The organism is Herbidospora sp. RD11066 (genome assembly GCF_054661255.1).
This window is the reverse complement of sequence record NZ_BAAGDO010000001.1, coordinates 197,015-222,896: the sequence shown is the minus strand read 5'-3', so window position 1 is coordinate 222,896 and position 25,882 is coordinate 197,015. Positions and strand designations below refer to the sequence as shown.

Annotated in this window: 29 protein-coding genes; 17 read left to right on the top strand and 12 right to left on the bottom strand. The window is 69.9% G+C overall.

Features of this window, described 5'->3' with window-relative positions:
• The first annotated feature begins 100 nt into the window (after positions 1–100).
• Entirely contained in the window at positions 101–283 is a 183-nt protein-coding gene (locus ACYQ78_RS00995) for a DUF397 domain-containing protein (RefSeq protein ID WP_459798711.1), read from the top strand.
• Here the strand turns inward: ACYQ78_RS00995 and ACYQ78_RS00990 are convergent.
• Both ACYQ78_RS00990 and ACYQ78_RS00985 read right to left on the bottom strand, forming a co-directional pair.
• Positions 280–999, bottom strand: a complete 720-nt coding sequence (locus ACYQ78_RS00990) for an ABC transporter permease (RefSeq protein ID WP_459798710.1) — start codon at positions 997–999, stop codon at positions 280–282. The genes ACYQ78_RS00995 and ACYQ78_RS00990 overlap by 4 nt on opposite strands.
• A 250-nt stretch (positions 1,000–1,249) precedes the next feature.
• Positions 1,250–1,975: an ABC transporter ATP-binding protein gene (locus ACYQ78_RS00985; protein WP_459798709.1), complete on the bottom strand. Its 726-nt coding sequence runs from the start codon at positions 1,973–1,975 to the stop codon at positions 1,250–1,252.
• A 56-nt stretch (positions 1,976–2,031) separates the two neighbouring features.
• Here ACYQ78_RS00985 and ACYQ78_RS00980 point away from each other — a divergent pair, with 56 nt between their 5' ends.
• The 4 genes from ACYQ78_RS00980 to rocD all read left to right on the top strand — a co-directional run bounded on the left by ACYQ78_RS00980 (position 2,032) and on the right by rocD (position 5,299).
• Positions 2,032–2,673: a TetR/AcrR family transcriptional regulator gene (locus ACYQ78_RS00980; protein WP_459798708.1), complete on the top strand. Its 642-nt coding sequence runs from the start codon at positions 2,032–2,034 to the stop codon at positions 2,671–2,673.
• 31 nt (positions 2,674–2,704) lie between these two features.
• Positions 2,705–3,136 (top strand): Lrp/AsnC family transcriptional regulator, encoded by a 432-nt coding sequence (locus tag ACYQ78_RS00975; RefSeq protein WP_459798707.1) that lies wholly within the window; start codon positions 2,705–2,707, stop codon positions 3,134–3,136.
• A 199-nt stretch (positions 3,137–3,335) separates the two neighbouring features.
• Positions 3,336–4,109 (top strand): dimethylargininase, encoded by a 774-nt coding sequence (gene ddaH, locus ACYQ78_RS00970; protein WP_459799730.1) that lies wholly within the window; start codon positions 3,336–3,338, stop codon positions 4,107–4,109.
• Between the two features lie 11 nt (positions 4,110–4,120).
• The gene (rocD, locus tag ACYQ78_RS00965; protein ID WP_459799729.1) at positions 4,121–5,299 is read left to right on the top strand and encodes an ornithine--oxo-acid transaminase; all 1,179 of its coding nucleotides are present in this window, start codon (positions 4,121–4,123) and stop codon (positions 5,297–5,299) included.
• On the opposite strand, the gene ACYQ78_RS00960 is transcribed toward rocD, so the two are convergent.
• Positions 5,283–6,851 carry an alkaline phosphatase D family protein gene (locus ACYQ78_RS00960; RefSeq protein ID WP_459798706.1) on the bottom strand — a complete coding sequence of 523 codons (1,569 nt, stop codon included), beginning with the start codon at positions 6,849–6,851 and terminating at the stop codon, positions 5,283–5,285. The genes rocD and ACYQ78_RS00960 overlap by 17 nt on opposite strands.
• A gap of 41 nt (positions 6,852–6,892) precedes the next feature.
• Positions 6,893–7,354 carry an SRPBCC family protein gene (locus ACYQ78_RS00955; RefSeq protein WP_459798705.1) on the bottom strand — a complete coding sequence of 154 codons (462 nt, stop codon included), beginning with the start codon at positions 7,352–7,354 and terminating at the stop codon, positions 6,893–6,895.
• An 82-nt stretch (positions 7,355–7,436) separates the two neighbouring features.
• On the opposite strand from ACYQ78_RS00955, the gene ACYQ78_RS00950 reads away from it, so the two are divergent.
• Both ACYQ78_RS00950 and ACYQ78_RS00945 read left to right on the top strand, forming a co-directional pair.
• Complete coding sequence (locus tag ACYQ78_RS00950) at positions 7,437–8,111, top strand: TetR/AcrR family transcriptional regulator (RefSeq protein ID WP_459798704.1); 675 nt, start codon at positions 7,437–7,439, stop codon at positions 8,109–8,111.
• A 168-nt stretch (positions 8,112–8,279) separates the two neighbouring features.
• Entirely contained in the window at positions 8,280–9,251 is a 972-nt protein-coding gene (locus ACYQ78_RS00945; protein WP_459798703.1) for a Glu/Leu/Phe/Val family dehydrogenase, read from the top strand.
• Here the strand turns inward: ACYQ78_RS00945 and ACYQ78_RS00940 are convergent.
• Positions 9,237–10,136: a Gfo/Idh/MocA family protein gene (locus ACYQ78_RS00940; protein WP_459798702.1), complete on the bottom strand. Its 900-nt coding sequence runs from the start codon at positions 10,134–10,136 to the stop codon at positions 9,237–9,239. The two genes, ACYQ78_RS00945 and ACYQ78_RS00940, sit on opposite strands and share 15 nt — an antisense overlap.
• Before the next feature lie 70 nt (positions 10,137–10,206).
• Between ACYQ78_RS00940 and ACYQ78_RS00935 the strand changes: the two genes are divergently transcribed.
• The gene (locus tag ACYQ78_RS00935) at positions 10,207–11,301 is read left to right on the top strand and encodes an NAD(P)/FAD-dependent oxidoreductase (protein WP_459798701.1); all 1,095 of its coding nucleotides are present in this window, start codon (positions 10,207–10,209) and stop codon (positions 11,299–11,301) included.
• Positions 11,302–11,439: 138 nt separating this feature from the next.
• Here the strand turns inward: ACYQ78_RS00935 and leuA are convergent, their stop codons facing one another.
• On the bottom strand, positions 11,440–13,155 hold the full coding sequence (gene leuA / locus ACYQ78_RS00930) for a 2-isopropylmalate synthase (RefSeq protein ID WP_459798700.1): 1,716 nt from the start codon (positions 13,153–13,155) through the stop codon (positions 11,440–11,442).
• Positions 13,156–13,347: 192 nt separating this feature from the next.
• Between leuA and ACYQ78_RS00925 the strand changes: the two genes are divergently transcribed.
• Positions 13,348–13,590: a DUF2630 family protein gene (locus ACYQ78_RS00925; RefSeq protein ID WP_459798699.1), complete on the top strand. Its 243-nt coding sequence runs from the start codon at positions 13,348–13,350 to the stop codon at positions 13,588–13,590.
• 42 nt (positions 13,591–13,632) lie between these two features.
• A complete protein-coding gene (locus ACYQ78_RS00920) occupies positions 13,633–14,586 on the top strand; it encodes a GNAT family N-acetyltransferase (RefSeq protein ID WP_459798698.1) in 954 nt (317 codons plus the stop codon).
• On the opposite strand, the gene ACYQ78_RS00915 is transcribed toward ACYQ78_RS00920, so the two are convergent.
• Positions 14,525–15,877 carry an aminotransferase-like domain-containing protein gene (locus ACYQ78_RS00915; protein WP_459798697.1) on the bottom strand — a complete coding sequence of 451 codons (1,353 nt, stop codon included), beginning with the start codon at positions 15,875–15,877 and terminating at the stop codon, positions 14,525–14,527. The two genes, ACYQ78_RS00920 and ACYQ78_RS00915, sit on opposite strands and share 62 nt — an antisense overlap.
• 27 nt (positions 15,878–15,904) lie before the next feature.
• Here ACYQ78_RS00915 and ACYQ78_RS00910 point away from each other — a divergent pair, with 27 nt between their 5' ends.
• Positions 15,905–16,378 (top strand): PaaI family thioesterase, encoded by a 474-nt coding sequence (locus ACYQ78_RS00910; protein ID WP_459798696.1) that lies wholly within the window; start codon positions 15,905–15,907, stop codon positions 16,376–16,378.
• A 129-nt stretch (positions 16,379–16,507) separates the two neighbouring features.
• Here the strand turns inward: ACYQ78_RS00910 and urtE are convergent, their stop codons facing one another.
• The 5 genes from urtE to urtA form a co-directional block, all read right to left on the bottom strand.
• Complete coding sequence (gene urtE, locus ACYQ78_RS00905) at positions 16,508–17,197, bottom strand: urea ABC transporter ATP-binding subunit UrtE (protein WP_459798695.1); 690 nt, start codon at positions 17,195–17,197, stop codon at positions 16,508–16,510.
• Entirely contained in the window at positions 17,184–17,945 is a 762-nt protein-coding gene (urtD, locus tag ACYQ78_RS00900; protein WP_459798694.1) for an urea ABC transporter ATP-binding protein UrtD, read from the bottom strand. The genes urtE and urtD overlap by 14 nt, the downstream gene beginning before the upstream one ends.
• Positions 17,942–19,024 (bottom strand): urea ABC transporter permease subunit UrtC, encoded by a 1,083-nt coding sequence (gene urtC, locus ACYQ78_RS00895; RefSeq protein WP_459798693.1) that lies wholly within the window; start codon positions 19,022–19,024, stop codon positions 17,942–17,944. The genes urtD and urtC overlap by 4 nt, the downstream gene beginning before the upstream one ends.
• A complete protein-coding gene (urtB, locus tag ACYQ78_RS00890; protein WP_459798692.1) occupies positions 19,021–19,887 on the bottom strand; it encodes an urea ABC transporter permease subunit UrtB in 867 nt (288 codons plus the stop codon). The genes urtC and urtB overlap by 4 nt, the downstream gene beginning before the upstream one ends.
• Before the next feature lie 61 nt (positions 19,888–19,948).
• Entirely contained in the window at positions 19,949–21,175 is a 1,227-nt protein-coding gene (urtA, locus tag ACYQ78_RS00885; protein WP_459798691.1) for an urea ABC transporter substrate-binding protein, read from the bottom strand.
• Between the two features lie 230 nt (positions 21,176–21,405).
• Between urtA and ACYQ78_RS00880 the strand changes: the two genes are divergently transcribed.
• The 6 genes from ACYQ78_RS00880 to ACYQ78_RS00855 are packed head-to-tail and all read left to right on the top strand — an operon-like array spanning position 21,406 to position 25,877.
• Positions 21,406–21,708, top strand: a complete 303-nt coding sequence (locus tag ACYQ78_RS00880; RefSeq protein WP_459798690.1) for an urease subunit gamma — start codon at positions 21,406–21,408, stop codon at positions 21,706–21,708.
• Positions 21,705–22,031, top strand: a complete 327-nt coding sequence (locus ACYQ78_RS00875; protein WP_459798689.1) for an urease subunit beta — start codon at positions 21,705–21,707, stop codon at positions 22,029–22,031. Before ACYQ78_RS00880 ends, ACYQ78_RS00875 begins: the two co-directional genes overlap by 4 nt.
• The gene (locus tag ACYQ78_RS00870) at positions 22,024–23,736 is read left to right on the top strand and encodes an urease subunit alpha (RefSeq protein ID WP_459798688.1); all 1,713 of its coding nucleotides are present in this window, start codon (positions 22,024–22,026) and stop codon (positions 23,734–23,736) included. Before ACYQ78_RS00875 ends, ACYQ78_RS00870 begins: the two co-directional genes overlap by 8 nt.
• An 8-nt stretch (positions 23,737–23,744) precedes the next feature.
• Entirely contained in the window at positions 23,745–24,491 is a 747-nt protein-coding gene (locus ACYQ78_RS00865) for an urease accessory protein UreF (RefSeq protein ID WP_459798687.1), read from the top strand.
• Complete coding sequence (gene ureG / locus ACYQ78_RS00860; RefSeq protein WP_459798686.1) at positions 24,481–25,155, top strand: urease accessory protein UreG; 675 nt, start codon at positions 24,481–24,483, stop codon at positions 25,153–25,155. The genes ACYQ78_RS00865 and ureG overlap by 11 nt, the downstream gene beginning before the upstream one ends.
• Positions 25,155–25,877 carry an urease accessory protein UreD gene (locus tag ACYQ78_RS00855; protein WP_459798685.1) on the top strand — a complete coding sequence of 241 codons (723 nt, stop codon included), beginning with the start codon at positions 25,155–25,157 and terminating at the stop codon, positions 25,875–25,877. The genes ureG and ACYQ78_RS00855 overlap by 1 nt, the downstream gene beginning before the upstream one ends.
• The last annotated feature ends 5 nt before the right edge of the window (positions 25,878–25,882 follow it).

The following is a 25,882-nucleotide window of genomic DNA, read 5'->3' as shown; positions in this document are numbered from 1 at the left end:
ATGCACGTGCAGATGACCTAATAAGGTGGCCCTCTGAACCAAGTGAGAGGGCACGATGGGATACGTTCCAAATTCAGGTCAGCTTCGGCATGCCGTCTGGGTGAAGAGCAGTCACAGCAACCCGAACGGCAGCTGCGTGGAGTTCGCCCGTCTCCCCGACGGCACCACGGCGCTGCGCAACTCCCGTGATCCGGAGGGCCCCGCCCTGGTCTTCGGCTCCGAGGCGCTCACGGCGATGCTGACCGAGATCAAGTCGGGACGGTTCGACCACCTGATGGGTTAGGCGTTCTCCCGGTTGAAGACCCGCGTCGCCAGGGGGAGCGCGAACGCGAGGAACAGGGCCACCCCGACGACCGCCCACCCGACGCCCTCAGCAGAGCCGGCGAACAGCGCCCTCACCGCGTCGACGACGTGCCGAAACGGGGTGGCCTGCGAGGCGACGTCCAGCCAAGTTGGAGCTCCATCCATCGGGAGCAGCGCTCCCGACAGCAGCAGCAGCGGCACCACCGCCGTGCCGACGACCGGCGCGAACAGCTCGTCTCCCAGCGTGAGAGCCGCGGCGTACGAGAGCGCGGCCAGCCCCAGCGCCATCGCGACCACCAGCACCAGCCCCGCGACCAGGCCCGGCACCGACGCCCGCAGCCCGAAGGCGGCGGCCATCGCGAGCAGGACGACCGCCTGCACCAGCAGCAGCACGGCGTCCTTCATGACCCGGCCCACGAGCAGCGTGAACCTGCTGACCGGAGTGACCCGCAGCCGCTCCAGCACCCCGAACCGGTGGTCGAAGACGATGTTGAACCCGGTGAGCCCGCACGTCAGCAGCGCCAGCTGCATCAGCAGCCCGGGGACCAGCACCTTCCAGTCGCCGATCCCCGCACCGGTGAACACCGGCCCGAAGAAGACCAGATAGAGCGCGGGCTGAACGACACCGAAAACGATAACAAACTTGTGTCGGTACGTTTCCCGGAGATAATGCGCCGCCACAACAAACGCAGTCATCCGATGACCTCCTTCGAGTCATCCGAAATTACGGGACGTTTCCCGCCCATGATCGTTTGCACTCCGGGTACCCATCCGATGTGGCCATCCGGAGAAATCCGAAGACACATTTCCGCACAACCGCAGCCCCCATTTCTCGGCCCGCCCGCCCGGCCGACGCGAGCGTCCCGGCAGTCCGCCCGAAATTTCGTGACACGCGGGAGGTGCCGGATCGCCGGCCGACTCCGCGTTTCCGGCACGACCGCGCCGGTCATGCCACCGCCTCCAGCGCCCGGCCCGTGACGGCCAGGAAGACCGCGTCGAGGGTGGCCGCCCCGTGGTCGCGCTTGAGATCCGCGGGCGAGCCCGTCGCCACGATCCGGCCGCCGTCGATGATCAGCACCCGGTCGCACAGCGCGTCGGCCTCGTCGAGGTAGTGGGTGGTGAGGAAGATCGTGGTGCCCAGCCCCCGGATGTGGGACCACAGTTCCGACCGCGCCCGGGGGTCGAGACCGTTGGTGGGCTCGTCGAGGAACAGCAGCCGGGGCGTGTGCACCAGCCCGAGCGCCAGGTCGGCCCGCCGCGCCTGCCCGCCCGACAGCGACGCGGGCGACCGGTCCTCGAACCCCGCCAGGTCGACCCGTTCCAGCACCTCCCCCGTCCGCCGCCGGGCCTCCCGGGCGGAGTGGCCGTAGAGGCGGGCCTGGAGCCGCAGTTCGGCGCCGATGACCGACAGCGGCGTGAACATGCCGCCCTGGGCGACGTACCCGATGGACCCGCGCACCCCCGAAGGGTCGGAGGCGAGGTCGTGCCCCGCCACGGTGGCCGTGCCGGAGGTCGGCCTGAGCAGGGTGGTGAGCATCCGCAGTGTGGTCGTCTTCCCTGCGCCGTTGGGACCCAGGAAGCCGACGATCTCGCCCTCGTGGACGTCGAAGTCGATGCCCCGCACCGCCTCGACCCCCTTGAAGGCCCGTGTCAGCGCTCTCGCGTGAATCATGTTTTTTAGAGTAACCACAAATTTGGTGTCACTACAAGTTTGGTAGGATCGCCGCCATGGAGACCCTGCGCGAGCGCAAGAAGCGCGAGACGAGGCTGAAGATCTCCGACGTCGCGATGGGCCTGTTCCTGCACCACGGCTTCGACAACATCACCGTCGCCGAGGTCGCCCGGGTCGCCGACGTGTCGGTCAACACGGTCTTCAACTACTTCAAGACCAAGGAAGACCTCTGCCTCGACCGCATCGACGAGGCCGAGCAGCTCCTCGCCGTCGTGGTCCGCGACCGGGAGCCGGGCGAGTCGGCGGTCGACGCGCTGCGCCGCGACTTCCTCGACGCCATCGACACCCGCGACTGGCGCTACGGCACCTCCGAGGGCAGCGAGCTCGTCGCGAAGATGATCAACGACTCGCCGGCGCTGGTCTCCCGCACCCGCGAGCTCCACGAGCGGCGGGAGGAGATCCTCGCCGAGGCCCTCGCCGAGGAGGCCGACGCCGACCCCGGCGACATCACGCCCCGGATCATCGCCGCCGTGACCTGCGCCGTGGTCCGCATCACGGCCTCCTCCTACTACGACCGCCGCACGGCCGGCGAGACGCCCGAGACGATCCTGCCCGACCTCCGGCGGGAGGCGGTCAGGGCCTTCGACCTGCTCGACCGCGCCGCCCCCGACTTCGCGCGGGCGCGTCCCGCCCGGTGAGCGGGCACCGCCAGGCGGTATACAGATGCTCGTGAAGTTGGACGAGCTAGACCGGGCGATCATCGGGGCCCTCGTAGACGACGCCCGGTCGACATATGCGGAGATCGGCGGACAGGTCGGCCTGTCCGCTCCTGCGGTGAAACGACGGGTCGACCGTCTGGTCCAGCAGGGGGCCATCACCGGATTCACCGCCCGTGTCGAACCCTCCGCCCTCGGCTGGACGACCGAGGCCTACGTCGAGCTGTTCTGCCGGGGCAAGACCTCCCCCGCCGAGATCGGCCTGGCCGTCTCGCGGCACCCCGAGGTGGTCAGCGCCTGCACGGTGACCGGCGAGGCCGACGCGCTGCTGCACATCAGGGCCACCGACGTCCGGCACGTCGAGCAGGTCATCGAACGCATCGCCGCCGAACCCTTCGTCACCAGGACGAAAAGCGCGATCGTCCTCACCCGGCTGATCACCTGAGCAACAAATCACCGCGAACCGGCCCGAAGACGCAAGAGACCGCGTTAAGGACGCAATGTCGCCGCATTGGAGCACCGGCCGCCGCTTCCTAGTCTGAGAGCACTACCCCAGCTCACCGCCGGAGACGTGCGTGAACACACCCGCTTTCGAGACTGCGACCACCACCCGCGAGCGGGTGGCCACGACGCGTCACTTCCTTATGTGCCGCCCGGAATTCTTCGACGTCACGTACAAGATCAACCCGTGGATGGATCCGGTCGCGGGTGCGAGCGCCGGGAAGGCGCTGGAGCAGTGGGACGCCCTGAAGGCCGCGTACGAGTCGCTGGGCCACCGGGTGAGCGTGATCGACCCGATCGACGGGCTGCCCGACATGGTGTTCGCCGCCAACGGCGCCCTCGTGGTCGACGCCCAGGTCTACGGCGCCAGGTTCGCGCACGCCGAGCGGGCCGACGAGGGCCCGGCGTACGCCAAGTGGTTCGCCGAGCTGGGCCTGCCGGTCAAGGAGGCCAACTTCACCAACGAGGGCGAGGGCGACTTCCTCACGCTCGACGAGGTGATCCTGGCCGGCACCGGCTTCCGGACCGACGTCGCCGCCCACATGGAGGCGCAGGAGTTCCTCGGCCGCCCGGTGATCACGCTGCGGCTGGTCGACCCGCGGTTCTACCACCTCGACACGGCGCTGTTCGCGCTCGACGGGCGCAACGTCGCCTACTACCCGGGCGCCTTCTCCGAGGGCAGCCTGCGGGTGCTGCGCCGGATGTTCCCGGACGCGATCATCGCCTCGGAGGACGACGCGCTCGTGCTGGGGCTGAACGCCGTCTCCGACGGCAAGAATGTGATCGTCAACGCCGAGGCCGACGGGCTCATCGCCGAACTGGAGCGGGGCGGCTACTCGGTCATCCCGGTCGACCTGTCGGAACTGCGCAAGGCCGGCGGCGGCCCCAAGTGCTGCACCCTGGAGATCCGCCTTTGAACACGCGAGAGATGATCGAGCTGGCCGAGAGCCGGAGCGCGCACAACTACCACCCGCTGCCGGTGGTGATCGCCTCGGCCTCGGGCGCCTGGGTCACCGACGTCGAGGGCAACCGCTACCTCGACTGCCTGGCCGGATATTCGTCGCTGAACTTCGGCCACGGCAACCCCGTGATCCTGGCGGCCGCCCACGCCCAGCTCGACCGGGTCACCCTGACGAGCCGCGCGTTCTTCAACGACCGGTTCCCCGCGTTCGCGGCGGGGCTGGCCGAGCTGTGCGGCAAGGACATGATCCTGCCGATGAACACCGGCGCCGAGGCCGTCGAGACGGCCATCAAGGTCGCCCGCAAGTGGGGCCACGACGTCAAGGGCGTCACCGAGCCCAACATCGTCGTGATGGAGGACAACTTCCACGGCCGCACGACCACGATCGTCAGTTTCAGCACCGACCCCGACGCGCGCGGCGGCTTCGGGCCGTACACGCCCGGGTTCCGGATCGTGAAGTACGGCTCGGCCGAGGCGATCGCCGACGCGATCGACGAGAACACCGTCGCCGTGCTGCTGGAGCCCATCCAGGGTGAGGCCGGGGTGCTGGTCCCGCCGGACGGCTACCTGCGCCAGGTCAGGGAGCTGTGCACCGAGCGCGGCATCCTGATGATCGCCGACGAGATCCAGTCGGGCCTCGGGCGCACCGGCGAGACCTTCGCCAGCGACCACGAGAACGTCGTCCCGGACATGTACGTCCTGGGCAAGGCGCTCGGCGGCGGCGTGGTGCCGGTGTCGGCGGTCGCGGCCGACGCCGACGTGCTGGGCGTGATCAAGCCCGGCCAGCACGGCTCGACGTTCGGCGGCAACCCGCTGGCCTGCGCGGTCGGCGAGACCGTGGTCAACCTGCTGAAGAGCGGCGAATACCAGGCCCGCGCCCGCGAACTGGAGCCGGTCCTGTTCGACGGCCTGCGCGCGCTGCCCGGCGTCACCGCCGTCCGCGGCCGGGGCCTGTGGGCGGGGGTCGACATCGACCCGTCGCTGGCCACCGGACGCCAGGTCTGCGAGGCTCTGAGCAAGAGGGGTGTGCTGGCCAAGGACACCCACGGCAGCACGATCCGGCTGGCCCCGCCCCTGGTGGTCGAGGCAGCCGAGATCGAGTGGGCGCTGCGCCAGCTGGAGGCCGTGCTCAGCGGATCGGAGTGAGCTCCACCCGCGAGACCTCCTTGAGTTTCGGTGGGTCGTCGAGGACGGTCGGCGTATCCCACCGGACCACGTGCTTGCCGTTCTCGTGAGTGAGGGTGGCCAGCGCGTTGGGAAACCAGGGGCCGTCGGTGATGCGCCACTTCACCGGCGGCTTCGGGAGTTTCGCCGTGCGGGCGATCAGGCCGCCGACCAGCGTGGCCACGCCGAACTGGGCGATCACGTTGGCCAGGCGGAGCGTGCGGCTGAGCGGGTTGCGGATCGGTGAGCAGACGAGCTGGTAGATCGGCAGACCGCGTACCCGCGCGACGTAGGAGTAGTGCACGTCGCCCGACATGAGCATGACCGTGGTGCCCGAGGCCGCCAGCATCTTCAGCAGGCGGTCGAACGAGCGGCGGAAGGCCGCCCAGTGTTCCAGGTCGACGGCCTGGCGGATCTTCTCCATGATCCGCGCCACCGTCTTGCCCCAGGCCCCGTCGCACAGGGCCTCGTTCCAGGTCTCGATGTGGTGTATCCCGGCCGGGAGCAGGATCGGCACCGACGATCCGATGAGCACCCGCTCGGGCGGGTCGGCCATCGTCTCCTCCAGCCAGGCCCACTCGGTGGCGTCGAGCATCGACCGCTCGCGCGGCTCCAGGTGCCGGGCGCACCGCGAGTCGAGCATGATCAGCCGGGTGTCGCCGAAATCACGCGCGTAGCTCCACCTGCTGGTCGTCGGGTCGGCGTCGGCCCGCTCGGCGAAGGCGTCGAGCACCGCGGCGCCGTCGCCCTCGGCCGCCTTGAGCTTCGTGTAGACCTCGTCGGAGGCCCGTTCGGCCGGAGACAGGTTGCCCAGGTGCTGGTAGACCCAGTAGGCGCCGAGCCCGGCCACGACCCGGCGCGGCCACCACGGCACCTTCGCCATCTGGGCGCGCCAGTCTTTGGAGGTGTTCCAGTCGTCGCGCAGGTCGTGGTCGTCGAAGATCATGGTGGTCGGCACGGTCGAGAGCAGCCACCGGATCTCCGGGTCGTTCCACGCCTGCCGGTAGAGCTCGGCGTACTCCTCGAAGTCGGCGATCTCACCGATGGGCTCCTGGTCGCCCCGGCGTTCGGTGATGTAGTCGAGCATCTCGCGCGACGGCTCGTCGGCGTAGACCTGGTCGCCGAGCATGATGAGCAGGTCGGGCAGGTCGTCGTGGACGGTCAGGGCGTGGCCCAGGGCGAAGAGGGTGTCGACGCCGTGGGAGATCGTGTGTGAGGTGTCGTGGGGGACGCTGGTCCGGCACGACCCGAACACGACCTTGTTCAGCCGCGCGACGGGACGGATGACGCTGGGGTCCATCGAGTCCAGCGGCCACACCGCCTCGTCGTCGAGGCGGATCTCGTAGGGGACGGGTTCGCTGACGGGGACGTCCACGATCGCGTAGTGGTGTCCGTGCACCGTGAAGGTGCGCTCTGCCGACTGTTCGGCGCCCGCAGTGACCGTGACCGTGCAGGGGTCGCTGGTCTCCACCCAGATGGACGCGGTCGCCGCGTCGACGTGGCGGAGGAGGGGGCCGATCACTAGTTGTGCCACGCTCCTAGTCATACCGGCTGTTTCGTGATGGACGCCACCGCTCACCTCTCCGACTCTGTCTTGATCGCGTTCAGGAACGCCTCGTGCCCCACCCTGAGCTTGGCCGACGGGTAGAGCAGCCTGGCCAGCGGTCCGGTCAGCGATTCGGAGATGGTCACGCGAGTGCGCCCGCCCGGCAGCGCCTCGACGGTGTTCCGGTCGACGGCCTTGTAAACCCCGAGCACGACCCCGCTCCAGGTCAGCTCGCGCCCCTCGGCCACGACGGCGAACCGGGACGTGATCTTCACCCCGCCCAGCCGCCAGCGGTACCGCTCGCCGGGGGCGATCTCGCCCAGTTCGAGCACCTTGTGCGCGGGCCACCAGCGCTCCCAGCCGCGCAGATCGATCATCAGCCCCCACACCTTCTCGATCGGGGCGTCGACCTCGATCGACGAGGTGTTGGTGACCGGGGCCCGCTCGTCGATGCGGCCCTTCATCGCGTAGTCCCTGTGCAGATCTGTCATGAGAGCAATGCTCTCTTTTCGGAGCGGTGTTCGTCAAGAGCACTGCTCTCTTTTCTGTACGCCGCTCTGTTAAGCTGCGGAAATGAGCGCAGCACGGACCGCGAGGGAACGCGTCAGGGCCGAGATGATCCGCGAGATCACCGACATCGCCCGCACCCACCTGGCGCGGGAGGGCGCCTCGGGCCTGTCGCTCCGGGCCGTCGCCCGCGAGATGGGCATGGTCTCCTCGGCCATCCACCGCTACTTCCCGACCAAAGACGACCTGCTGACCGCCCTGATCATCGACGGCTACACCGCCCTGGGCGACGCCGCGGAGAACTCCCAAACGGGCGTCGAGGATCCGGCCGGCCGGTGGCTGGCCCTCTGCCACGCCGTCCGCGACTTCGCGCTGGCCCGCCCCCACGAATACGCCCTGCTCTACGGCTCCCCCGTGCCCGGCTACCGCGCCCCCGCCGACACCGTCGTCCCGGCCGCCCGCACGATCCTCGTCTTCGGCCGCCTCATGGCCGACGCCAGGCCCACGCCCCCGCCCCTCGCGCCGGACGTCCCCGCCGTGATCGGCCCCGACGTCGAGGCCGTCAGGTCGGTCATGCCCGGCACCTCCGACGACGCCGTCACCCGCGCCCTCACCGCCTGGACGGCCCTGTTCGGCGCGGTCAGCTTCGAGGTGTTCGGCCAGTTCGACAACACGATCACGCACCGCCGGGAGTTCTTCGACCACGGCATGCGGTCTCTGGCGAGATACCTCGGTTTGTAACACCCCGTTCACGGCCCGTGACAAAAGTGGTGCGATAGTGGAGCCAGGTTCCACGAAAAAACGGTGATCAAGCCCGTAAATGGGACATCGCCGTGATCGAACTTCAGGACAATGGTGGACATCACCCGTCAATGGCGACGGCTGATCAATCCGAGAGGCACCACCAACATGACCGTCACGGACATCCCGACAGAGTCGTCGGCACCGCTGGCCTCCGCCCAGCGCCATCTCGCCGAGGCCGCGCGTTTCCTCGCCCTCGACGAGGGCCTGCACCACCTGCTCGCCACGCCCCGCCGGTCACTGACCGTCTCGGTCCCGGTCCGCCGCGAAGACGGCCGGATCGACGTGATCGAGGGCTACCGGGTCCAGCACAACCTGTCCCGCGGCCCGGCGAAGGGCGGTGTGCGGTTTCATCCCGGCACCGACCTCGACGAGGTCACCGCCCTGGCCATGGGCCTGACCTGGAAGTGCGCCCTGGCCGGGCTGCCCTACGGCGGCGCGAAGGGCGGCGTGGCCGTCGACCCGGCCGGCCTGTCCGAGCGTGAACTGGAGCGGCTCACCCGCCGCTACACGCACGAGATCCAGCCGCTGATCGGCCGCGACATGCCGTTCCCGACCGCGCGGCCCGACCTGTCCGAGGCGGTGGCGCTCGGCGTGCGGGTGCTGCTGGCCGGGGACACCACGAAGACGGTGGCCGTCCACGGCTCGGGTTCGGTCGCGGGCGCGGTCGTCGCCACCCTGGCCTCAGCTGGATATGCCGTCCGGCTCGACGCGCTGACCGCCGACGCCGACGTGCTCGTGCTCACGACCGGCACGATCACCGCCCACAACGCCACCGGGGTGCGGGCGCCCATGGTCATCGAGGCCGCGAACGGCCCGATCACCCCGGCGGCCGACCAGATCCTCGCCGGGCGGGGCTGCGTGGTCGTCCCCGACCTGCTGGGCAACGCGGGCGGCGCGATCGCCTCGCACAGCGAATGGACGGTCGGCGACCTCGACTCCCGGCTACGCGAACACCTCGAACCCGCCTACCGGGCGGTTCAGGCGATGTCCCGCGACAGGGGCCTCACGCTGCGGCAGGCCGCCCACGTGATCGCCGTCGGCCGGGTGGCGGAAGCCTGCCGGTCACGCGGCGTCTGACACCGCTTCGACGATCCGCTCGCACAGGCGGTGCGTCTCCAGCGCGTCGCCCGCGTCGAGGAGCCTGCCCTCGCCGACCGCCGTCAGGAAGGCCAGGCAGGCGCCGTGAAACCCGCGCTGGGTCCCCACCGGGACCCAGTCGGGACGCCGCCCGCTCACCTCGCCCGCCTCGGTGAAGGAGATCTCTTCACCGAGGTCGAGCACCTTGTGCTTCTCGCCGCGCCCGATGACCTCGCAGGTCTCCTCGGTCTGGCCGCTCACCCGCGACATGATCCCGAGGGCGGTGAAGCCGTCGCCCGACAGGTCGAGCACGACGTGCTCCAGCAGGTTCCCCTGCACTCTGACCCGCACCGACGTGCCGGTGATCTCCCCCGGGGCCAGGAACCGCAGCGTGTCGGCGACGTGGATGAAGTCGTCGAGGACCATCGTGCGCGGGTCCTCCGGCCGGGTGTGCCGGTTCTTCTGCAGGATGATCAGATCACGCGGGAGCGCTTTGAGTGCGGCGATGCCCGGGGCGTACCGGCGGTTGAAGCCCACCATGAGCGGAACACCGCGCTTGCGCGCCAGCTCGACCAGCCGTTCGGAGTCCTCCAGCCGGTAGGCGAGCGGCTTGTCCACGAAGACCGGCACCCCGGCCTCCAGCAGCTCGGTCACGATCGCCGGGTGGGCGGCGGTGGCGGTGTGCACGAACGCCGCGTCGGCCCCGTCCTTCAGCAGCTCGGTCACCGACGTGTGCCGCCGGGGCACGCGGTAGGCGTCGCCCAGCTCACGCAGGGTCTGCGGGTCACGGGTGCAGAACACCAGCTCGGCGCCGTCGATGGCGCTGAGCACCGGCAGGTACGCCTTGCGCGCGATCGATCCCAGCCCGATCATTGCGATCTTCATGGCCCGAAGGTTACCCACCGGAAACCGGCGGGCCACATGGGGGCAATGTGACAAGTGTTCACTTCCCGCCATGAGCTCCCACGCAGTGGTGATCATCGGGGGCGGGCTGGAAGGCCTGTCGATCGCCGCCGCGCTGACCGCCCGAGGGCAGCGCGACGTGCTGGTACTGGAGCGCCGGACCACCGGTTCCGGCGGCACCGCCAAGTCCAGCGGCCTGGTCCGCTGCCACTATGACTGCGCCACCCTGACCGCCATGGCCTGGGAGGGCACCCGCTTCTACGAGCGCCACCCCGGCCTGGGCTTCCAGCAGACCGGCCACATCGTCGGCGTCGGCGAACACGACGCCGCCGCCCTCCGCGCCAACGTGGCCATGCGCCAGGCCCTGGGCGTCGACGTCGCCACCGTCACCCACGACGACGTCGCGGCCCTGTGGCCCGGCCTGGAGACCAAGGACTTCGCCGCCTTCGCCTTCGAACCCCGCGGCGGCCACGGCGACCCGGTCGCCACCTGCCGCCACTTCGCCCAGGCCGCCCAGCGCGGCGGCGCCCGCATCATGGAACACACGAAGGTCGCCGCCCTCCTGGGCGACTCCTCCTCGATCTCGGGTGTACGACTGGTCGACGGCCGCGTGGTCGGCGCGCGCACCGTGATCGTCGCGGCCGGAGCCTGGACCGCCGAACTGGCCGCCCAGGTGGGCGTGACCCTCCCGATCGGCGCGATCCGCGAGCCCATCGTCATCGCCGCCCCCGGCGCCCCCGTGGGCCCGGTCCCCGCCTTCACCGACCTGGTCGGCCTCCAGTACGTCCGCCACGAACACCACGGCCGCCTGCTCATCGGCTCCCACACCGGCGCCGAACTGACCACCCCCGACGGCTACCTCAACAAGGCGACCGACGTCGAACTCGAACGCGCCGCGGCCAGGTTCACCACCCGCTTCCCCGCCTTCCCCGACGTCGTCTTCCCCCGGTCCTACGCCGCCTGCTACGACATCACCCCCGACCTGGCCCCCCTCATCGGCCCGGCCGGCCCCGAGGGCCTCTACGTGGCGGCGGGCTTCAGCGGCCACGGCTTCGCCATCGCCCCGGCGGTCGGCCGCATCGTCGCCGAGATGGTGCTGGGCCTGGAGGCTCCTCCGGAGGGCTTCTCTCCGAGCCGTTTCGCGTGACGGCGATGCGGTGACGCGGCCGGTTGGCGGCGGATACGGCGCGAACCGGCGGCGGCGGGCGGTGCCAGGGTGGGCGGAGCCGTAACGGAAGAAAAAGAAAAGCGCGGGACCACAGCGGCCCCGCGCCTTTCGCGTTTCTTAGCGGTTCGCCCGGTTCACGGCCGAGATGATCGCCTTCAGGGACGCGGTGGTGGTGTTGGCGTCGATGCCGACGCCCCACAGGACGCGGCCGTCGATCTCGGTCTCCACGTAGGAGGCGGCCTTGGCGTCGGCGCCGCCGCTCATGGCGTGCTCGGTGTAGTCGAGGACCCGCACGTCGATGCCGATCGAGCCCAGGGCGTCGCAGAACGCCGAGATCGGGCCGTTGCCGGTGCCGTGGATCTCCCGGATCTGGCCCTCGACGCGGACGTCGACGCTGATCGCGTCCTTGTCGTCGACGGCGGCGATGTTGCGGTGGGCCAGCAGGCCGACGCGGCCCCACGGGTTGGCCGGGTTGGGCAGGTATTCGTCGGTGAACGCCTCCCACATCTGCGCGGGGGTCACCTCGCCGCCCTGGGCGTCGGTGCGGGCCTGGACCGCGCGGGAGAACTCGATCTGCAGCCGCCGGGGCAGGTCGAGCTGGTGGTCGGCCTTCATGATGTAGGCCACGCCACCCTTGCCCGACTGGCTGTTGACCCGGATGACCGCCTCGTAGGTGCGGCCGATGTCCTTCGGGTCGATCGGCAGGTAGGGCACCGCCCACGTGAACTCGTCGACCGGCACCCCGGCCGCCGCGGCGTCGCGCTCCAGGTGCTCGAAGCCCTTCTTGATCGCGTCTTGGTGGGAACCGGAGAACGCGGTGTAGACGAGCTCGCCGCCCCACGGGTGACGCGGGTGGACGGGCAGCTGGTTGCAGTATTCGACGATCCGGCGTACTTCGTCGATGTCGGAGATGTCGACCTCGGGGTCGATGCCCTGCGAGAACAGGTTCATCCCCAGCGTGACCAGGCAGACGTTGCCGGTGCGCTCGCCGTTGCCGAACAGGCAGCCCTCGATCCGGTCGGCCCCGGCCATGTAGCCGAGCTCGGCGGCGGCGACGGCGGTGCCCCGGTCGTTGTGGGGGTGCAGCGACAGCACGATCGAGTCGCGGTAGCGCAGGTTGCGGTGCATCCACTCGATCGAGTCGGCGTAAACGTTGGGCGTGGCCATCTCGACCGTGGCCGGCAGGTTGATGATCACCTTGCGGTCGGGGGTCGGCTGCCACACGTCGTTGACGGCGTCGCAGACCTCGACGGCGTATTCGAGCTCGGTGCCGGTGTAGGACTCGGGCGAGTATTCGAAGTAGATCTCGGTCTCGCCCGCCATGTCGTCGGCCAGCTTCTTGCACAGCTTGGCGCCCTCGACCGCGATGGCGGTGATGCCCTCCTTGTCCAGCCCGAACACCACGCGGCGCTGCAGGGTGGACGTGGAGTTGTAGAGGTGCACGATGGCCTGCTTGGCCCCGCGCAGCGACTCGTAGGTGCGCTCGATCAGCTCGGGCCGCGCCTGGGTCAGCACCTGGATGACGACGTCGTCGGGGATGCGGCCCTCTTCGATGATCTTGCGGACGAAGTCGTAGTCGGTCTGGGAGGCGGCCGGGAACCCGACCTCGATCTCCTTGTAGCCCATCTGCACCAGCAGCTCGAACATCTTCAGCTTGCGGGTGGAGTCCATCGGGTCGATCAGCGCCTGGTTGCCGTCGCGCAGGTCGACCGCGCACCAGCGGGGCGCCTGGTCGATGACCTTGGAGGGCCAGGTGCGGTCGGTCAGGGCGACGGGGGTGAAGGGCTGATAGCGCCGGAAGGGCATGGGGCTGGGCTGTTGCCGGGGGTACATTTTTCGAGGCTCCTCGTGGGTGGTCACATCACAAGACGTGGCCGACGCGCATGACTCGCACCGCGACGAGGGAGCCGGCCTGTTACAGGCCCTCGACGCGGCGGCTAAGGAGGAGCAGCCAGCGCAGCATGGGTTCGAGGCTACCAGAGCCCCGCGACTGACCTCCGCGCGAGCACCCATAGAGTGGGGATCATGCAGGACAAAGAGATTCTCGGCCGCATCGGCGATCTGATCGACGAGGAGCATGAGCTCCGCTCCCGCATCTCCAGCGGGGAGGCCAGCGCCGACGACCACGGCCGCATCAAGAACCTGGAAGAGTCCCTCGACCAGTGCTGGGACCTGCTCCGCCAGCGTCGCGCCCGGCGCGGCGTCGGCGAGAATCCCGACGGCGCGGCGGCCCGCCCGGTCTCCGAGGTCGAGGGCTACATCCAATAAATTCGGTCGCCTCAGGGCGACCGCCGGGGTGGACTGTGTCCCATGGACATCGTCCCCCTCGACTTCACGGCCGAGCCCGGCAGGCTGGCCGAATACCACGCGCTCACGGCCGACACCATGGCGCCGGGTCCGCGGCTGCCCGCCCACCTGTTCCGGCTGCTCGCCGAGCGCGGGTGGCGCGCCATGCCCGCCGAGACCTGGCTCGCGATCGACGACGACCGGGTGATCGGCGGCGTGACCGTCCACCTGCCCGACCGTGACAACACCCACCTGGCGCTGATGCGCTACCTCCAGGTCGCGCCCGGCCACCGGCGGCGGGGGGTGGGCGGCGCGCTGCTGGCCCACGCCTCCGAACGGGCCCGCGTCCACGGGCGCGAGATGCTGCTCATCGAGGTCGCCGAGGGCGCCGTCGGCGAGGCGTTCGCCAAGGCCAAGGGCGCGCGCGAAGTGGCCACCCAGGCCCGGCGGGTGCTCGACCTCACCGGCAACGACCGGCCCGAGCGGGAGATCCCCGGCTATCGGCTGAACCTCCTACGCGGCCGCACCCATGAGCCGATGATCGCCGACATGATCACGTGCATGGAGATCATGAACGACGCGCCGCTCGACGACCTCCAGGTCAACGCCGAGAGCTGGACCCGCGCCGACATCGAGGCCATGGAGCACGCCTGGGACCTGACCCGCCAGGACGTCTTCACCGTGATCGCCCGCGCCGGCGACGGTTCGGTCGCCGCCTACACCCGCCTGTTCGCCGACACCGTCGAGCCCGGCGGCTGGGCCCGCCAGACCGACACCGGGGTGGTCCGCGCCCACCGGGGCCGCGGCCTCGGGATGTGGATCAAGGAGGCCAACACCATCTGGCTGAAGCGCGCCCGGCCCGACCTCGACCGCGTGATCACCTGGAACGCGGTCGCGAACGGCCCGATGATCTCGATCAACGAGCGAATGGGCTACCGGCTCCTCGACGTATGGCACGAGTGGGAATTCCGCGTATGACCCGGAGGATCGCCGGAAGGTCGTCGAGAGGCGGGTTCGCGAGGGCCAGTCGCAGCCCGTTGGCGGTGTAGGGGGGCACCGCGAAGGCGTCCGACGCGGCGACCAGGATGCCCTGCGAGGCCAGGTCGGCGGCGGCCGTGTCGCTCCTGATCTCCTCCGGCAGGGGCAGCCAGCCGAAAGACGAGGCGGGGTGGGCCCGCCAGCCGAGGTCGCCCAGCTCGGCCAGGGCGATCTCCTGGCGACGGCGGGCGTCGGCGCGGTGGTGGTCGTCGAGCTTGACGACCGTGCCGTCGCGGAGCCAGCGGGCCGCCAGGGCCGTCGTGAGGGCGGGGGTCCCCCAGGTCGAGGCGCGCAGCATCGTGGTCAGGGCGGGGAGGTGTTCGTCGGGCGCGACCAGGAAGCCGACCCGCAGGCCCGTGGCCAGGTTCTTGGACAGGCCGCCCACGTAGAGGGTGCGTTCGGGAGCGAGGGCCTGGAGCGGGGGCGGCGCGTCGGCGACCAGATGCGCGTGGGTGCCGTCTTCGATCAGGACGAGGTCATGGCGCCGGGCGAGCTCGACGATGCGCACCCGGTCGTCGAGGCCGAGCACGTGGCCGAGCGGGTTGTGCAGGGTCGGCATGAGATAGAGGGCCGGGATCCGGCTCGTGGACAGCGACGCTTCGAGATGGTCGACGGTCGGGAAGGCGGCCAGGCGCAGGTGGCGGGCCCCGGCGATGAGTTTGACGCCCGGGTAGGTCAGCGCGTCGACGCCGATGAGGGAGGCGGGTGCGGCCAGGGCGCCGAGTGCCACGTCGAGGGCGTGCTGGGCACCGGAGGTGAGCAGGACGTTGGCGGGCGGCACGTCGATCCCCCGCGCCAGCAGGTAGGTCGCCATCGCCGCCCGGTCGGCGGTGCGCCCGCCCGGCGGCTGCTGCCGGAGCAACCCGTCGAGGGCGCCCTGGCCCGCCATGTCCCGGAGGGCGGGCCGGAGAAGGTCCCCGAGGAACGGCGCCTGCGGCTGGTTGAAGCTCAGGTCGGCGACCCGCCCGGCGTGCCCGAGACGGCGGGGTTCGAGGCCGCCGTAGCCGCTCTGGTCGAGAACGAACGTCCCCCTGCCGGTCTCGCCCGTGACCAGCCCGGCGGCGGCGAGTTCGGCGTACACCCGGGAGGCGGTGGCGAGGGCCACGCCGTGGTCGCGGGCCAGTTCGCGATGGGTCGGCAGCCGGGTGCCGGGCGGCAGCGCGCCGCTGTGGATGGCGTCGGCGAGCCCGGTGGCGATGGACTTGTACCTAGGACAATTCGTTGATCGCACCAGTGCCACGTTCCTAGCATCGCACCCATGACAGACCTGTCCGTCCTCGACTATCTGCGGCGCGAACTGGCCGGGGCCCTCGAACCGGGCGACCGGACCCACATGCGCTATCCGACGGCGATCTCCCGGCTGCTGGGCTTCCGGGTGACCGAGGTCGGGCCGGGGTTCGCCGCCGTCGAGGTCGAGGCCGACGCCGCCTCGCACGGCAACCAGCAGGGCACGGTGCACGGCGGCTTCCTCGTGGAACTGGCCGACGCGGCCATCGGGACCGCGCATTCGACGCTGATGGAGCCGGGTGAGACCTTCACCAGCATCGACATCAGGGCGGTGTTCCTGCGGCCCGTGTGGAGCGGCCGTCTCGTGGCCACCGCCCGGCCCGCGCACCAGGGGCGGACGATCACGCACTACGCGTGTGAGATCACGCGGGCCGACGGCAGACCCGCCGCCATGGTCACCGGCACGGTCATGACGCTGCGCGGCGACAGAGCCGCCGGACGATGAAAAAACGGACCCGTCGGGACGGCCCGGACTGTGCCACCAAGTCCGGGAGAGTCCCGACGGGTCCTGACTAAGACGCTACCCTTCTTCGAGCCGTTGAGCTGCGCCGTTACTGAGAACTGTCAAGAACGGTCAGACGGCGAGCAGCTTACGGGCCTCCTCTCCCTGGAGGTCGGCGGCCGTTCCGGCGTTGACGACGTGACCTCCGTCGAGGATCAGGTAGCGATCGGCCAGGCGCATGGCCAGGTCGAGATACTGCTCCACGAGCAGGACGGCGATGCCCGAGGCGTGCAGCGCCTCGATCGCCTCCTCGATCTCGATGATGATCGACGGCTGGATGCCCTCGGTCGGTTCGTCGAGGATCAGGAGCTTCGGCCTGGTGACCAGGGATCGCGCGATGGCGAGTTGCTGCTGCTGGCCGCCGGACAGGAATCCGGCCTTGCGCTTGAGCAGCGGCTTGAGGCGGGGGAACACGTCGAGCGCCTCGTCGAGCGCCGACTGCGGGTTGCCCGACGCCTCCAGCGTCACCAGCAGGTTGCCGAGGACGCTGAGCTGGGGGAAGGTCTCGTGGCCCTGGGGGACGTACCCCATGCCCAGTTTGACCCTCTCGTGGGGCTTCATCTTCGTGACGTCGTGACCCTCGAAGGTCACCGTCCCGGCGGTCGCCGGGATGACGCCCATGATCGTGTTGAGCAGGGTCGTCTTGCCGACCCCGTTGCGGCCCATGACGCAGACGAGCTGGCCCGGCTCGACCGCCAGGCCGACCCCGAACAGCACCCGGGCGCGGCCGTAACCGGCCTCCAGACCATCAACCGACAACATCGTGTGCGGCCTCCTCGCGCGCGCGACCCAGATAGACCTCTTGTACCCGCGGATCGGCGCGCACCTCGTCGACCGAGCCCTCTATCAGGAGTTTTCCCTCGTGAAGCACGGTAACGGTCGAGGCATAACGTCTGAGGAAATCCATGTCGTGCTCGATGACGATCACCGTGTGGTCCTTGGCGATCTCGGTCAGCAGGTCGCCGGTCCTGACGCGCTCCTCCGACGACATGCCGGCGACGGGTTCGTCCAGGAGAAGGAGCCGGGGGCCTTGGGCGATCAGCATGCCGATCTCCAGCCACTGCCGCTGGCCGTGGGAGAGCACGCCCGCCTTCTTCGACGCGAGGTCGGTGAGCTGGGTCGTCTCCAGCGCCTGCTCGACCTTCTCCGTCACGCCCCTGCGCCGGGCCAGCAGCGAGACCAGCGGCTTGCGGAACGACGCGGCGAGGTCGAGGTTCTCCAGGACGGTCAGCTCCTCGAAGACCACCGAGGTCTGGAAGGTGCGGCCGATCCCGAGCCGCACCCGCTGGTGCTCCCGCTTGCCGTTGACGACCGCGCCGTCGAAGCTCACGGTGCCCGTGGTCGGCCTGGTCAGCCCGGTGATGATGTCGATCAGGGTCGTCTTGCCGGCGCCGTTCGGGCCGATCAGGAAGCGGAGTTCGCCGTGGTCGACGGTGAAGTTCACCCCGTCGAGCGCGCGGAACCCGTCGAAGACGACCGAGACGTCGCGGACCTCCAGCAGCGCCGTCATGCCGCCACCTCCTTCTTACGACGCAGCGACCCCAGAAGCCCGATGATGCCCTTCGGCGCCAGGCCGATGACCAGGATGAACAGCGCGCCCTGGAGGTAGAGCCAGGCGTCGGGGAGTTCCTCGCTGAAGTAGGTCTTGGCATAACCCATCAGCACCGCGCCGAGCACCGCCCCGGCGAGCGCGAACCGCCCGCCGATCGCGACGGCCACCACCAGTTCCAGTGACGGCACGACGCCCAGCAGCGCCGGCGAGATGATCCCGACGATCGGCACGAACAGCGCGCCCGCGATGCCCGCCATGACCGCCGACAGGGTGAACGTGATCGTCTTCACGGTGGCCGGGTTGTAGCCGAGGAACCGCACCCGGTCCTCGCCGTCCCGTACCGCGAGAAGGAGCCGCCCGAACCGCGACCGCTGGAGCTGCCAGGCCCCGAGGAACAGGATCCCGAGCACGATCGCCACGGTGAAGTAGAGGCCGCGCTGGGTCGAGTCGGCCGCGACGTCCTGGCCGAAGAACTCGAAGAAGTTGGTCAGGCCGTTGGTGCCGCCGGTCAGCCCCTGCTGGCCGACCAGCAGGATGACCATCGCGGCGGCCAGGGCCTGGGTCAGGATCGCGAAGTAGGCGCCCCGCACCCGCTGCCGGAACACGAGCGTGCCGAGCAGCCAGGCGAGCACTCCCGGCACGACCACCACCATGGCGATCGCGAAGACGGGGTTGCGGAACGGCTCCCACAGGGCGGGCAGCGTCTCGACGCCGCTCCAGACCATGAAGTCGGGCAGGCCGTCCCCGGCGTCGTTGAGCTTGAGGTGCATGCCCATCGCGTAGCCGCCGAGGCCGAAGAACACCCCCTGCCCGAGGGTCAGCATGCCGCCCTGGCCCCAGGCCAGGCCGATGCCGAGGGCGACGATCGCGTAGGTGAGGTACTTGGCCAGCAGCCCCAGCCGGAACGGCTCCAGCACCAGCGGCATGACCACCAGGCCGATGATCGCGACCGCGGCGAACAGGGCGGGCCCGCGCCAGTCGCGCGGCTCCTTGACGGGGGCCTCGGCGACGGGCGGCTTCTCGAGAGTGGCTGTCATGTGAGTGCCCTCGATCGGAGAACGAACAGGCCCTGCGGCCGGAACTGGAGGAAGGCGATGATCACGACGAAGACGATGACCTTGGCCAGGCTGGCGTTGGTCCAGAATTCCGCGTAGGAGTTCAGCAGCCCCAGCGCGAGCGCGGCGATGACCGCACCGCGCAGCTGCCCGAGCCCGCCCGCGACGACCACGAGGAAGGCGTCGACGATGTAGTAGGTGCCGAGCGTCGGCCCGACGGGCCCGATCAGGGTGAGCGCGACCCCGGCGATCCCGGCGAGGCCGGAGCCGATGAAGAAGGTCCGCTGGTCGACCCGGCCGGTGTTGATCCCGCTGGTCGCGGCGAGCTGCCGGTTCTGCATCACGGCCTGCATCCGCCGCCCCTGGGCGCTGCGGTTCATGTAGACCCAGATCGCCACCACGGAGCCCACGGCCAGCAGCAGGATGAACATCCGGTTGTACGGCATCGGCCCCAGCGACCCCTGAAGCCAGGTCGGCGACTGCACCTGCACGTTCGGCGCCCCGAAGAGGTCACGGGCCACCTGCTGGAGCACGAGGGAGACGCCCCAGGTCAGCAGGAGTGTGTCGAGCGGGCGTCCGTAGAAGTGCCGGATCGCCGTCCGTTCGAGGATCAGCCCCATCAGCCCGGCCACCAGGAACGCCACGGGCAGGGCCACCAGCACGGCGTTGCGGTCGGCGAAGTCCTGGAGCAGGTACGCCGTGTACGCCCCGGCCATGATGAACTCGCCGTGAGCCATGTTGATCACGCCCATCTGGCCGAACGTGAACGTCAGGCCGAGCGCGATGAGCAGCAGGACCGCCGCGATCGACAGCCCGATCGGCAGCTGGTTGAGGATTCCCTCCACCCTGCCCCCTTTCTGGAAGTACGGTCCCGGGGCGCCCGCGCGACGCCCCGGGAAGTCGGCGTCAGGAGGCGAGGCTCCCGGCCCACGGATACGACTTCAGGTAGGGGTCGGGCTTGATCGGCTCACCCGAGTTCCAGACCTCCTTGATCAGTCCGTCGGGCTGGATGATGCCGATGCGGGCCGTCTTGTACATGTGCTGCGTCTCGCCGTCGATGGTCACCAGGCCCTCGGGACGCTCCAGCGCGATCCCGCCGGAGGCCTTCTTGACCGCCTCGACCTCGACCGTTCCGGCCTTCTTGGCCGCCTCGGCCCACAGGTAGACCGCGTTGTAGCCGGCCTCCATCGGGTCGGAGGTGACCTTCGCGGCGCCGTACTTGGCCTTGAAGGCGGCGACGAACTTGGAGTTCGCGGCGTTCTCGGTGGTCTGGTAGTAGTTCCACGCCACCGGGTGGCCGACGATGTTGTCGACGCCGATTCCGGTGACCTCCTCTTCGGCGACCGAGACGGAAAGGACGGGCATCGATTCGGCCGTTACCCCGGCGCTCTTCAGCTGCTTGAAGAAAGCGACGTTCGAGTCACCGTTGAGCGTGTTGAACACCGCGTCGGGTTTGGCCTGAACGACCTTGTTGGTCAGCGTCGAATATTCGGTGTGACCGAGTGGCGTGTATTCCTCGCCGAGGATCGTCATTCCGTTGGCGGCGGCGTAAGCCTTGATGATTTTGTTCGCCGTCCGCGGGAAGACATAGTCGCTGCCGACCAGGAAGATCTTGGTCTTGCCCTGTTCCTTCAGGTAGTCCAGACCCGGGATGATCTGCTGGTTGGTCGTGGCGCCCGTGTAGAAGATGTACGGGGACGACTCCAGGCCCTCGTACTGCACCGGATACCAGAGCAGCGCCTTGTGCCGTTCGAAGACCGGCAGCATCGCCTTACGCGAGGCGGACGTCCAGCCGCCGAAGACCGTGGCGACCTTGTCCTGGCTGATCAGCTTGTTCGCCTTCTCGGCGAAGGTCGGCCAGTCGGACGCGCCGTCCTCGACCACCGGTTCGAGCTTCTTGCCGAGCACGCCGCCGGCGGCGTTGATCTCCTCGATCGCGAGGAGCTCGGCGTCGCGGACGGTGACCTCACTGATGGCCATCGTGCCGCTCAGCGAGTGCAGCAGACCGACCTTGATGGTGTCACCACTCGCGGCGCCACCACCGGTCGTGCTCTCGGTCGCCTCGCCACCACAGGCCGCGAGAGCAAGCGCGAGCCCCGCAGCAGCGGCGGTCCGTAAGAATGCGTTGCGCAATGCATTTCCTCCTTGCCAGTACGGCCCCCGCACCGACCCATCTGCCGCAAAGGTGATCGAACGCGATTTCCCGGGAAAATCGGGGAGGTTAATAGCCGATTACCGAAACTTCACTCAATCAACGAGTACGGCGGATCGCGCTATCATGGATTCGAGTGCCGGAAAGTTCGGAAACGCTGCCGTCATCGTGCGGAAACGCCAATGAAACCGATCTTTCTTAGGGTCCGGCCATGCGGCTCACCCCACACGAGCAGGAACGCCTGCTCATTCACGTCGCGGCGGGCGTCGCGCGCGACCGGATGGACCGTGGCCTGCGGCTCAACCATCCGGAGGCCACCGCGATCATCGCCTCGTTCCTTCTTGAGGGTGCCCGCGACGGTCGGTCCGTCGCCGACCTCATGGACGCCGGCCGCAAGGTGCTGCGCCGCCAGGACGTCATGGAGGGGGTGCCCGAAATGCTGGATTCTGTCCAAATCGAGGCGACCTTCCCCGACGGGACCAAACTCGTCACCGTCCACCACCCGATCACATGACGGTCCCCGGAGAGATCGTGCCCGGCACGACCCCCGTCCCGCTGAACCCGGGGCGTGAGCGGGTGACCGTGCGCGTGGTGAACACCGCCGACCGGCCCATCCAGGTGGGCTCCCACTACCATTTCGCCGCCGCCAACCCGGGGCTGGAGTTCGACCGCGAGACCGCCTGGGGTCACCGTCTCGACATCGCGGCGGGCACCGCCGTCCGTTTCGAGCCGGGCGTCGAGCGCGACGTCACCCTGGTGCCCATCGCCGGGAACCGGGTCGTGCCCGGCCTGCGCTCCGAATGGGCCGGCCCTCTCGACGGGACCCCGCATGCCTGAGATCAGCAGAGCCCGTTACGCCGCCCTCTACGGCCCCACCGCCGGCGACCGGATTCGCCTGGCCGACACCGACCTGTTCATCGAGGTCACCGACGACCTCGCCATGGGCCCCGCAGGGGCGGGCGACGAGGCGGTGTTCGGCGGCGGCAAGGTGATCCGCGAGTCGATGGGCCAGGCCCGCGCCACCCGCGCCGAGGGCGCCCCCGACCTGGTCATCACGGGCGCGGTCATCCTCGACCACTGGGGCGTCGTCAAGGCCGACATCGGGGTACGCGACGGCCGCATCGTCGCCATCGGCAAGGCCGGCAACCCCGACACGATGGACGGCGTCCACCCCGACCTGGTGATCGGCCCGTCGACCGAGATCCTGGCCGGCAACGGCAAGATCATCACAGCCGGGGCGGTCGACTCCCACGTCCACCTGATCTGCCCCCAGATCGTCGACGAGGCCCTGGCCAGCGGCGTGACCACGGTGGTCGGCGGCGGCACCGGCCCGGCCGAGGGCACCAAGGCGACCACGGTGACCGGTGTCTGGTACCTGAGCCGCATCCTGGAGGCCATGGACGGCATGCCCGTCAACGTGGCGCTGCTCGGCAAGGGCAACACCGTCAGCGAAGAGGCGCTGCTGGAGCAGCTGCGGGCGGGCGCGTCGGGCTTCAAGCTGCACGAGGACTGGGGCACCACCCCCGCCGCGATCGACGCCTGCCTGAAGGTCTGCGACGCGACCGGCGTGCAGGTCGCCATCCACACCGACACGCTGAACGAGGCCGGTTTCGTCGAGTCGACCCTGGCGGCCATCGCCGGGCGGAGCATCCACGCCTACCACACCGAAGGCGCCGGAGGCGGCCACGCCCCCGACATCATCAAGGTCGCCGGGGAGCGCAACATCCTGCCGTCGTCGACCAACCCGACCCGGCCCCACACGGTCAACACCCACCACGAGCACCTCGACATGCTCATGGTCTGCCACCACCTGAACCCGTCGATCCCCGAAGACCTGGCCTTCGCCGAGTCGCGCATCCGCCCGTCGACGATGGCCGCGGAAGACGTCCTGCACGACATCGGCGCCATCTCGATGATCGGCTCCGACTCCCAGGCCATGGGCCGCGTCGGCGAGACCATCATCCGCACCTGGCAGACCGCCCACGTCATGAAGAAACGCCGCGGCGCCCTGGAGGGCCCGGCCGACAACCTCAGAGCCCGCCGTTACGTCGCCAAATACACCATCAACCCGGCGATCGCCCACGGTCTCGACGCGGAGGTCGGTTCCGTGGAGGTCGGCAAGCTGGCCGACCTGGTCCTGTGGAGCCCCGCGTTCTTCGGCGTGAAACCCGACCTGGTCGTCAAGGGCGGCATGATCGCCTACGCCCAGATGGGCGACGCCAACGCCTCCATCCCGACCCCGCAACCGGTCCTCCCGAGGCCCATGTTCGGCGCCTTCGGCGCGGCCCCCGCCGCGACGTCGGTCCACTTCGTCGCGCCGCTGGCCCTCGAAGGAGACTTCGCCGACAGGCTGAGAGTCGACCGCCGCCTGGTCGCCGTGGCCGACGTGCGCTCCCGAGGCAAGGAGTCGATGCCCCTGAACGACGCCCTGCCCGACATCGACGTCAACCCCGACACCTTCGCCGTCAAGATCAACGGCGACCTGATCGAACCGGCCCCCGCCGAGGTCCTGCCCATGGCCCAGCGCTACTTCCTCTTCTAAGGATGCCCATGCAAGGACCGCCCCCGAGTGGAACTCCGACCGGAGGTCTGCCCACAGGCGGTCTGCCCACCCACGGTCTGGCCGCCCTCCTGCTGCTGGCCGACTCCCGGCTGCCTGCGGGCGGCCACGCCCATTCGGGCGGCGCCGAAGAGGCCTGCCGCACCGGCGCGATCTCCGGCCCCGAGGACCTGGCGCGGTTCCTCCGGGGCCGGCTCGCGACGGCCGGCCGCGTCGCCGCGGCCTTGGCCTGGTCGGCCTGCGCGGCAGCCGATATCCAGAAATATCCGGCCATGGAGGCTTCGGCTCTCGACGCGTGGCGTCTCCTGGATGCCGAGGCCGACGCGCGGATCGCGTCCCCTGCGCAGCGGCTGGCCAGTCGTACCCAAGGCCGGTTGCTGGTGCGAACGGCCAGGCGCATCTGGCCGTCCACAACGCTCAACGACCTCGCCCAGGCCCTCCCCGAGGGGGCTCACCACCCGATCGCCCTCGGGGCCGCCGCGCAGGCCGCCGGGTGCTCGCCCGGCCAGGCCGCCATGGCCGCCGCGTACACCTCCGTCACCGGGCCGGCCACGGCCGCGGTGCGGTTGCTGGGGCTCGACCCCGTGACCGTCCACCGCGTCCTGGCCGAGCTCCCCTATGACTCGGTCATCGCCGAACAGCACGACTGGTCAGCGCTACCCGCGCACGCCGCCCCCGCTCTCGATCTGCTGGCTGAACAGCACCTACGTACGGAGGTAAGGCTCTTTGTCAGCTAACCACGATGACCACCACGACGCGCCCGACGGGCACGGCCGGGCGCTGCGCCTGGGCATCGGCGGCCCCGTCGGGAGCGGCAAGACCGCTCTCACCGCGGCGCTCTGCCGGAGCCTCGGCCCCTCGCTGCGCCTGGGTGTGGTGACGAACGACATCTACACGACCGAGGACGCCGACTTCCTGAAGAGGGCCGGCGTCATCGATCCCGCCAGGATCACGGCCGTGCAGACGGGCTGCTGCCCGCACACCGCGATCCGCGACGACATCGCCGCCAACATCGACGCCGTCGAAACCCTGGAGGCCCGCTTCGGCCCCCTCGACCTGGTGATCGTCGAGTCGGGCGGCGACAACCTGACCGCGACGTTCAGCCGGGGCCTGGCCGACCGCCAGATCTTCGTCCTGGACGTCTCGGGCGGCGACAAGGTCCCCCGCAAGGGCGGCCCGGGAGTGACGTCGGCCGACCTGCTCGTGGTGAACAAGACCGACCTCGCCCCGATGGTCGGCGCCGACCTCACGGTCATGTCCCGTGACGCCGCCGCCGTCCGCGACGGGAAACCGGTGCTGTTCACCTCGATCCGTGAGGACAAGGGCGCCCACTCGGTCGCCGAATGGGTCGTCGGCATCGTCGACTCCTGGCGCCATCAGCACTCCCACAGCCACCTGTGATGACGAAAGCGCTGGTCCGGGCCCGTGCGGTCCTCCGCACGGGCCTGGACGACCGAGGCCTCACCCGCCTTGAGACCATGCGCTCCGACCCTCCCCTGACCCTCCGCCAGACCGCCCCGGGCGAGATCCACCTCGTCTCCACGGGCGCCGGCCCTCTGGGCGGCGACCACCTGCGCCTCGACATCGAGGTCGTCGAAAACACGTCCCTGACCGTCCGCTCCATCGCCAGCACGCTGGTGCTCCCCGGCACCGGCCGCTCCCTGATGGAGATCCACGTGTACGTCGCCTCCGGAGCCACCCTCGTCTTCGCCCCCGAACCGACGGTCCTGGCGGCCGGCTGCGACCACGCGATGACGACCACCGTCCACCTGGAGGAGGACGCCGACCTCTACTGGCGTGAGGAGATCGTCTTCGGCCGCCACGGAGAGAAGCCCGGCCGCTGCCACTCCCGCTTCGACGCCCTGGCCGGCGGCCGCCCCCTGCTCCGCCAGGAGTTCGTCGTCGGCGACCCCGACGTCGACGGCAGCCCTGCGGTCTTCGGCACCGCCCGCTGCGTCGGCAGCACCTTGATCTCCCCGGCCAACGTCAAAGAGGCCCAAGTGGCCGAAGGGGTGGCGGTACTGCCGCTGGCCGGGCCGGGAACCCTGATCTCCGCCCTGGCAGGGGATGCCGTCGAACTCCGCCGGCGGCTCTCGTGGGGCGAGGGCCGCGTTCTCCCCTAGGGTGG

Coding starts and splice junctions, on each gene's coding strand:
- ACYQ78_RS00925 (WP_459798699.1), top strand. CDS start 13,348: ATGCAGGACAAAGAGATTCTCGGCCGCATCGGCGATCTGATCGACGAG.
- leuA (WP_459798700.1), bottom strand. CDS start 13,155: ATGTACCCCCGGCAACAGCCCAGCCCCATGCCCTTCCGGCGCTATCAG.
- ACYQ78_RS00985 (WP_459798709.1), bottom strand. CDS start 1,975: ATGATTCACGCGAGAGCGCTGACACGGGCCTTCAAGGGGGTCGAGGCG.
- ACYQ78_RS00950 (WP_459798704.1), top strand. CDS start 7,437: ATGAGCGCAGCACGGACCGCGAGGGAACGCGTCAGGGCCGAGATGATC.
- ACYQ78_RS00865 (WP_459798687.1), top strand. CDS start 23,745: ATGCAAGGACCGCCCCCGAGTGGAACTCCGACCGGAGGTCTGCCCACA.
- ACYQ78_RS00940 (WP_459798702.1), bottom strand. CDS start 10,136: ATGAAGATCGCAATGATCGGGCTGGGATCGATCGCGCGCAAGGCGTAC.
- ACYQ78_RS00980 (WP_459798708.1), top strand. CDS start 2,032: ATGGAGACCCTGCGCGAGCGCAAGAAGCGCGAGACGAGGCTGAAGATC.
- ACYQ78_RS00910 (WP_459798696.1), top strand. CDS start 15,905: ATGACAGACCTGTCCGTCCTCGACTATCTGCGGCGCGAACTGGCCGGG.
- ddaH (WP_459799730.1), top strand. CDS start 3,336: ATGTGCCGCCCGGAATTCTTCGACGTCACGTACAAGATCAACCCGTGG.
- ACYQ78_RS00945 (WP_459798703.1), top strand. CDS start 8,280: ATGACCGTCACGGACATCCCGACAGAGTCGTCGGCACCGCTGGCCTCC.
- rocD (WP_459799729.1), top strand. CDS start 4,121: ATGATCGAGCTGGCCGAGAGCCGGAGCGCGCACAACTACCACCCGCTG.
- ACYQ78_RS00955 (WP_459798705.1), bottom strand. CDS start 7,354: ATGACAGATCTGCACAGGGACTACGCGATGAAGGGCCGCATCGACGAG.
- ACYQ78_RS00855 (WP_459798685.1), top strand. CDS start 25,155: ATGACGAAAGCGCTGGTCCGGGCCCGTGCGGTCCTCCGCACGGGCCTG.
- ACYQ78_RS00935 (WP_459798701.1), top strand. CDS start 10,207: ATGAGCTCCCACGCAGTGGTGATCATCGGGGGCGGGCTGGAAGGCCTG.
- ACYQ78_RS00920 (WP_459798698.1), top strand. CDS start 13,633: ATGGACATCGTCCCCCTCGACTTCACGGCCGAGCCCGGCAGGCTGGCC.
- ACYQ78_RS00990 (WP_459798710.1), bottom strand. CDS start 999: ATGACTGCGTTTGTTGTGGCGGCGCATTATCTCCGGGAAACGTACCGA.
- ACYQ78_RS00880 (WP_459798690.1), top strand. CDS start 21,406: ATGCGGCTCACCCCACACGAGCAGGAACGCCTGCTCATTCACGTCGCG.
- urtC (WP_459798693.1), bottom strand. CDS start 19,024: ATGACAGCCACTCTCGAGAAGCCGCCCGTCGCCGAGGCCCCCGTCAAG.
- urtD (WP_459798694.1), bottom strand. CDS start 17,945: ATGACGGCGCTGCTGGAGGTCCGCGACGTCTCGGTCGTCTTCGACGGG.
- ACYQ78_RS00870 (WP_459798688.1), top strand. CDS start 22,024: ATGCCTGAGATCAGCAGAGCCCGTTACGCCGCCCTCTACGGCCCCACC.
- urtE (WP_459798695.1), bottom strand. CDS start 17,197: ATGTTGTCGGTTGATGGTCTGGAGGCCGGTTACGGCCGCGCCCGGGTG.
- ACYQ78_RS00875 (WP_459798689.1), top strand. CDS start 21,705: ATGACGGTCCCCGGAGAGATCGTGCCCGGCACGACCCCCGTCCCGCTG.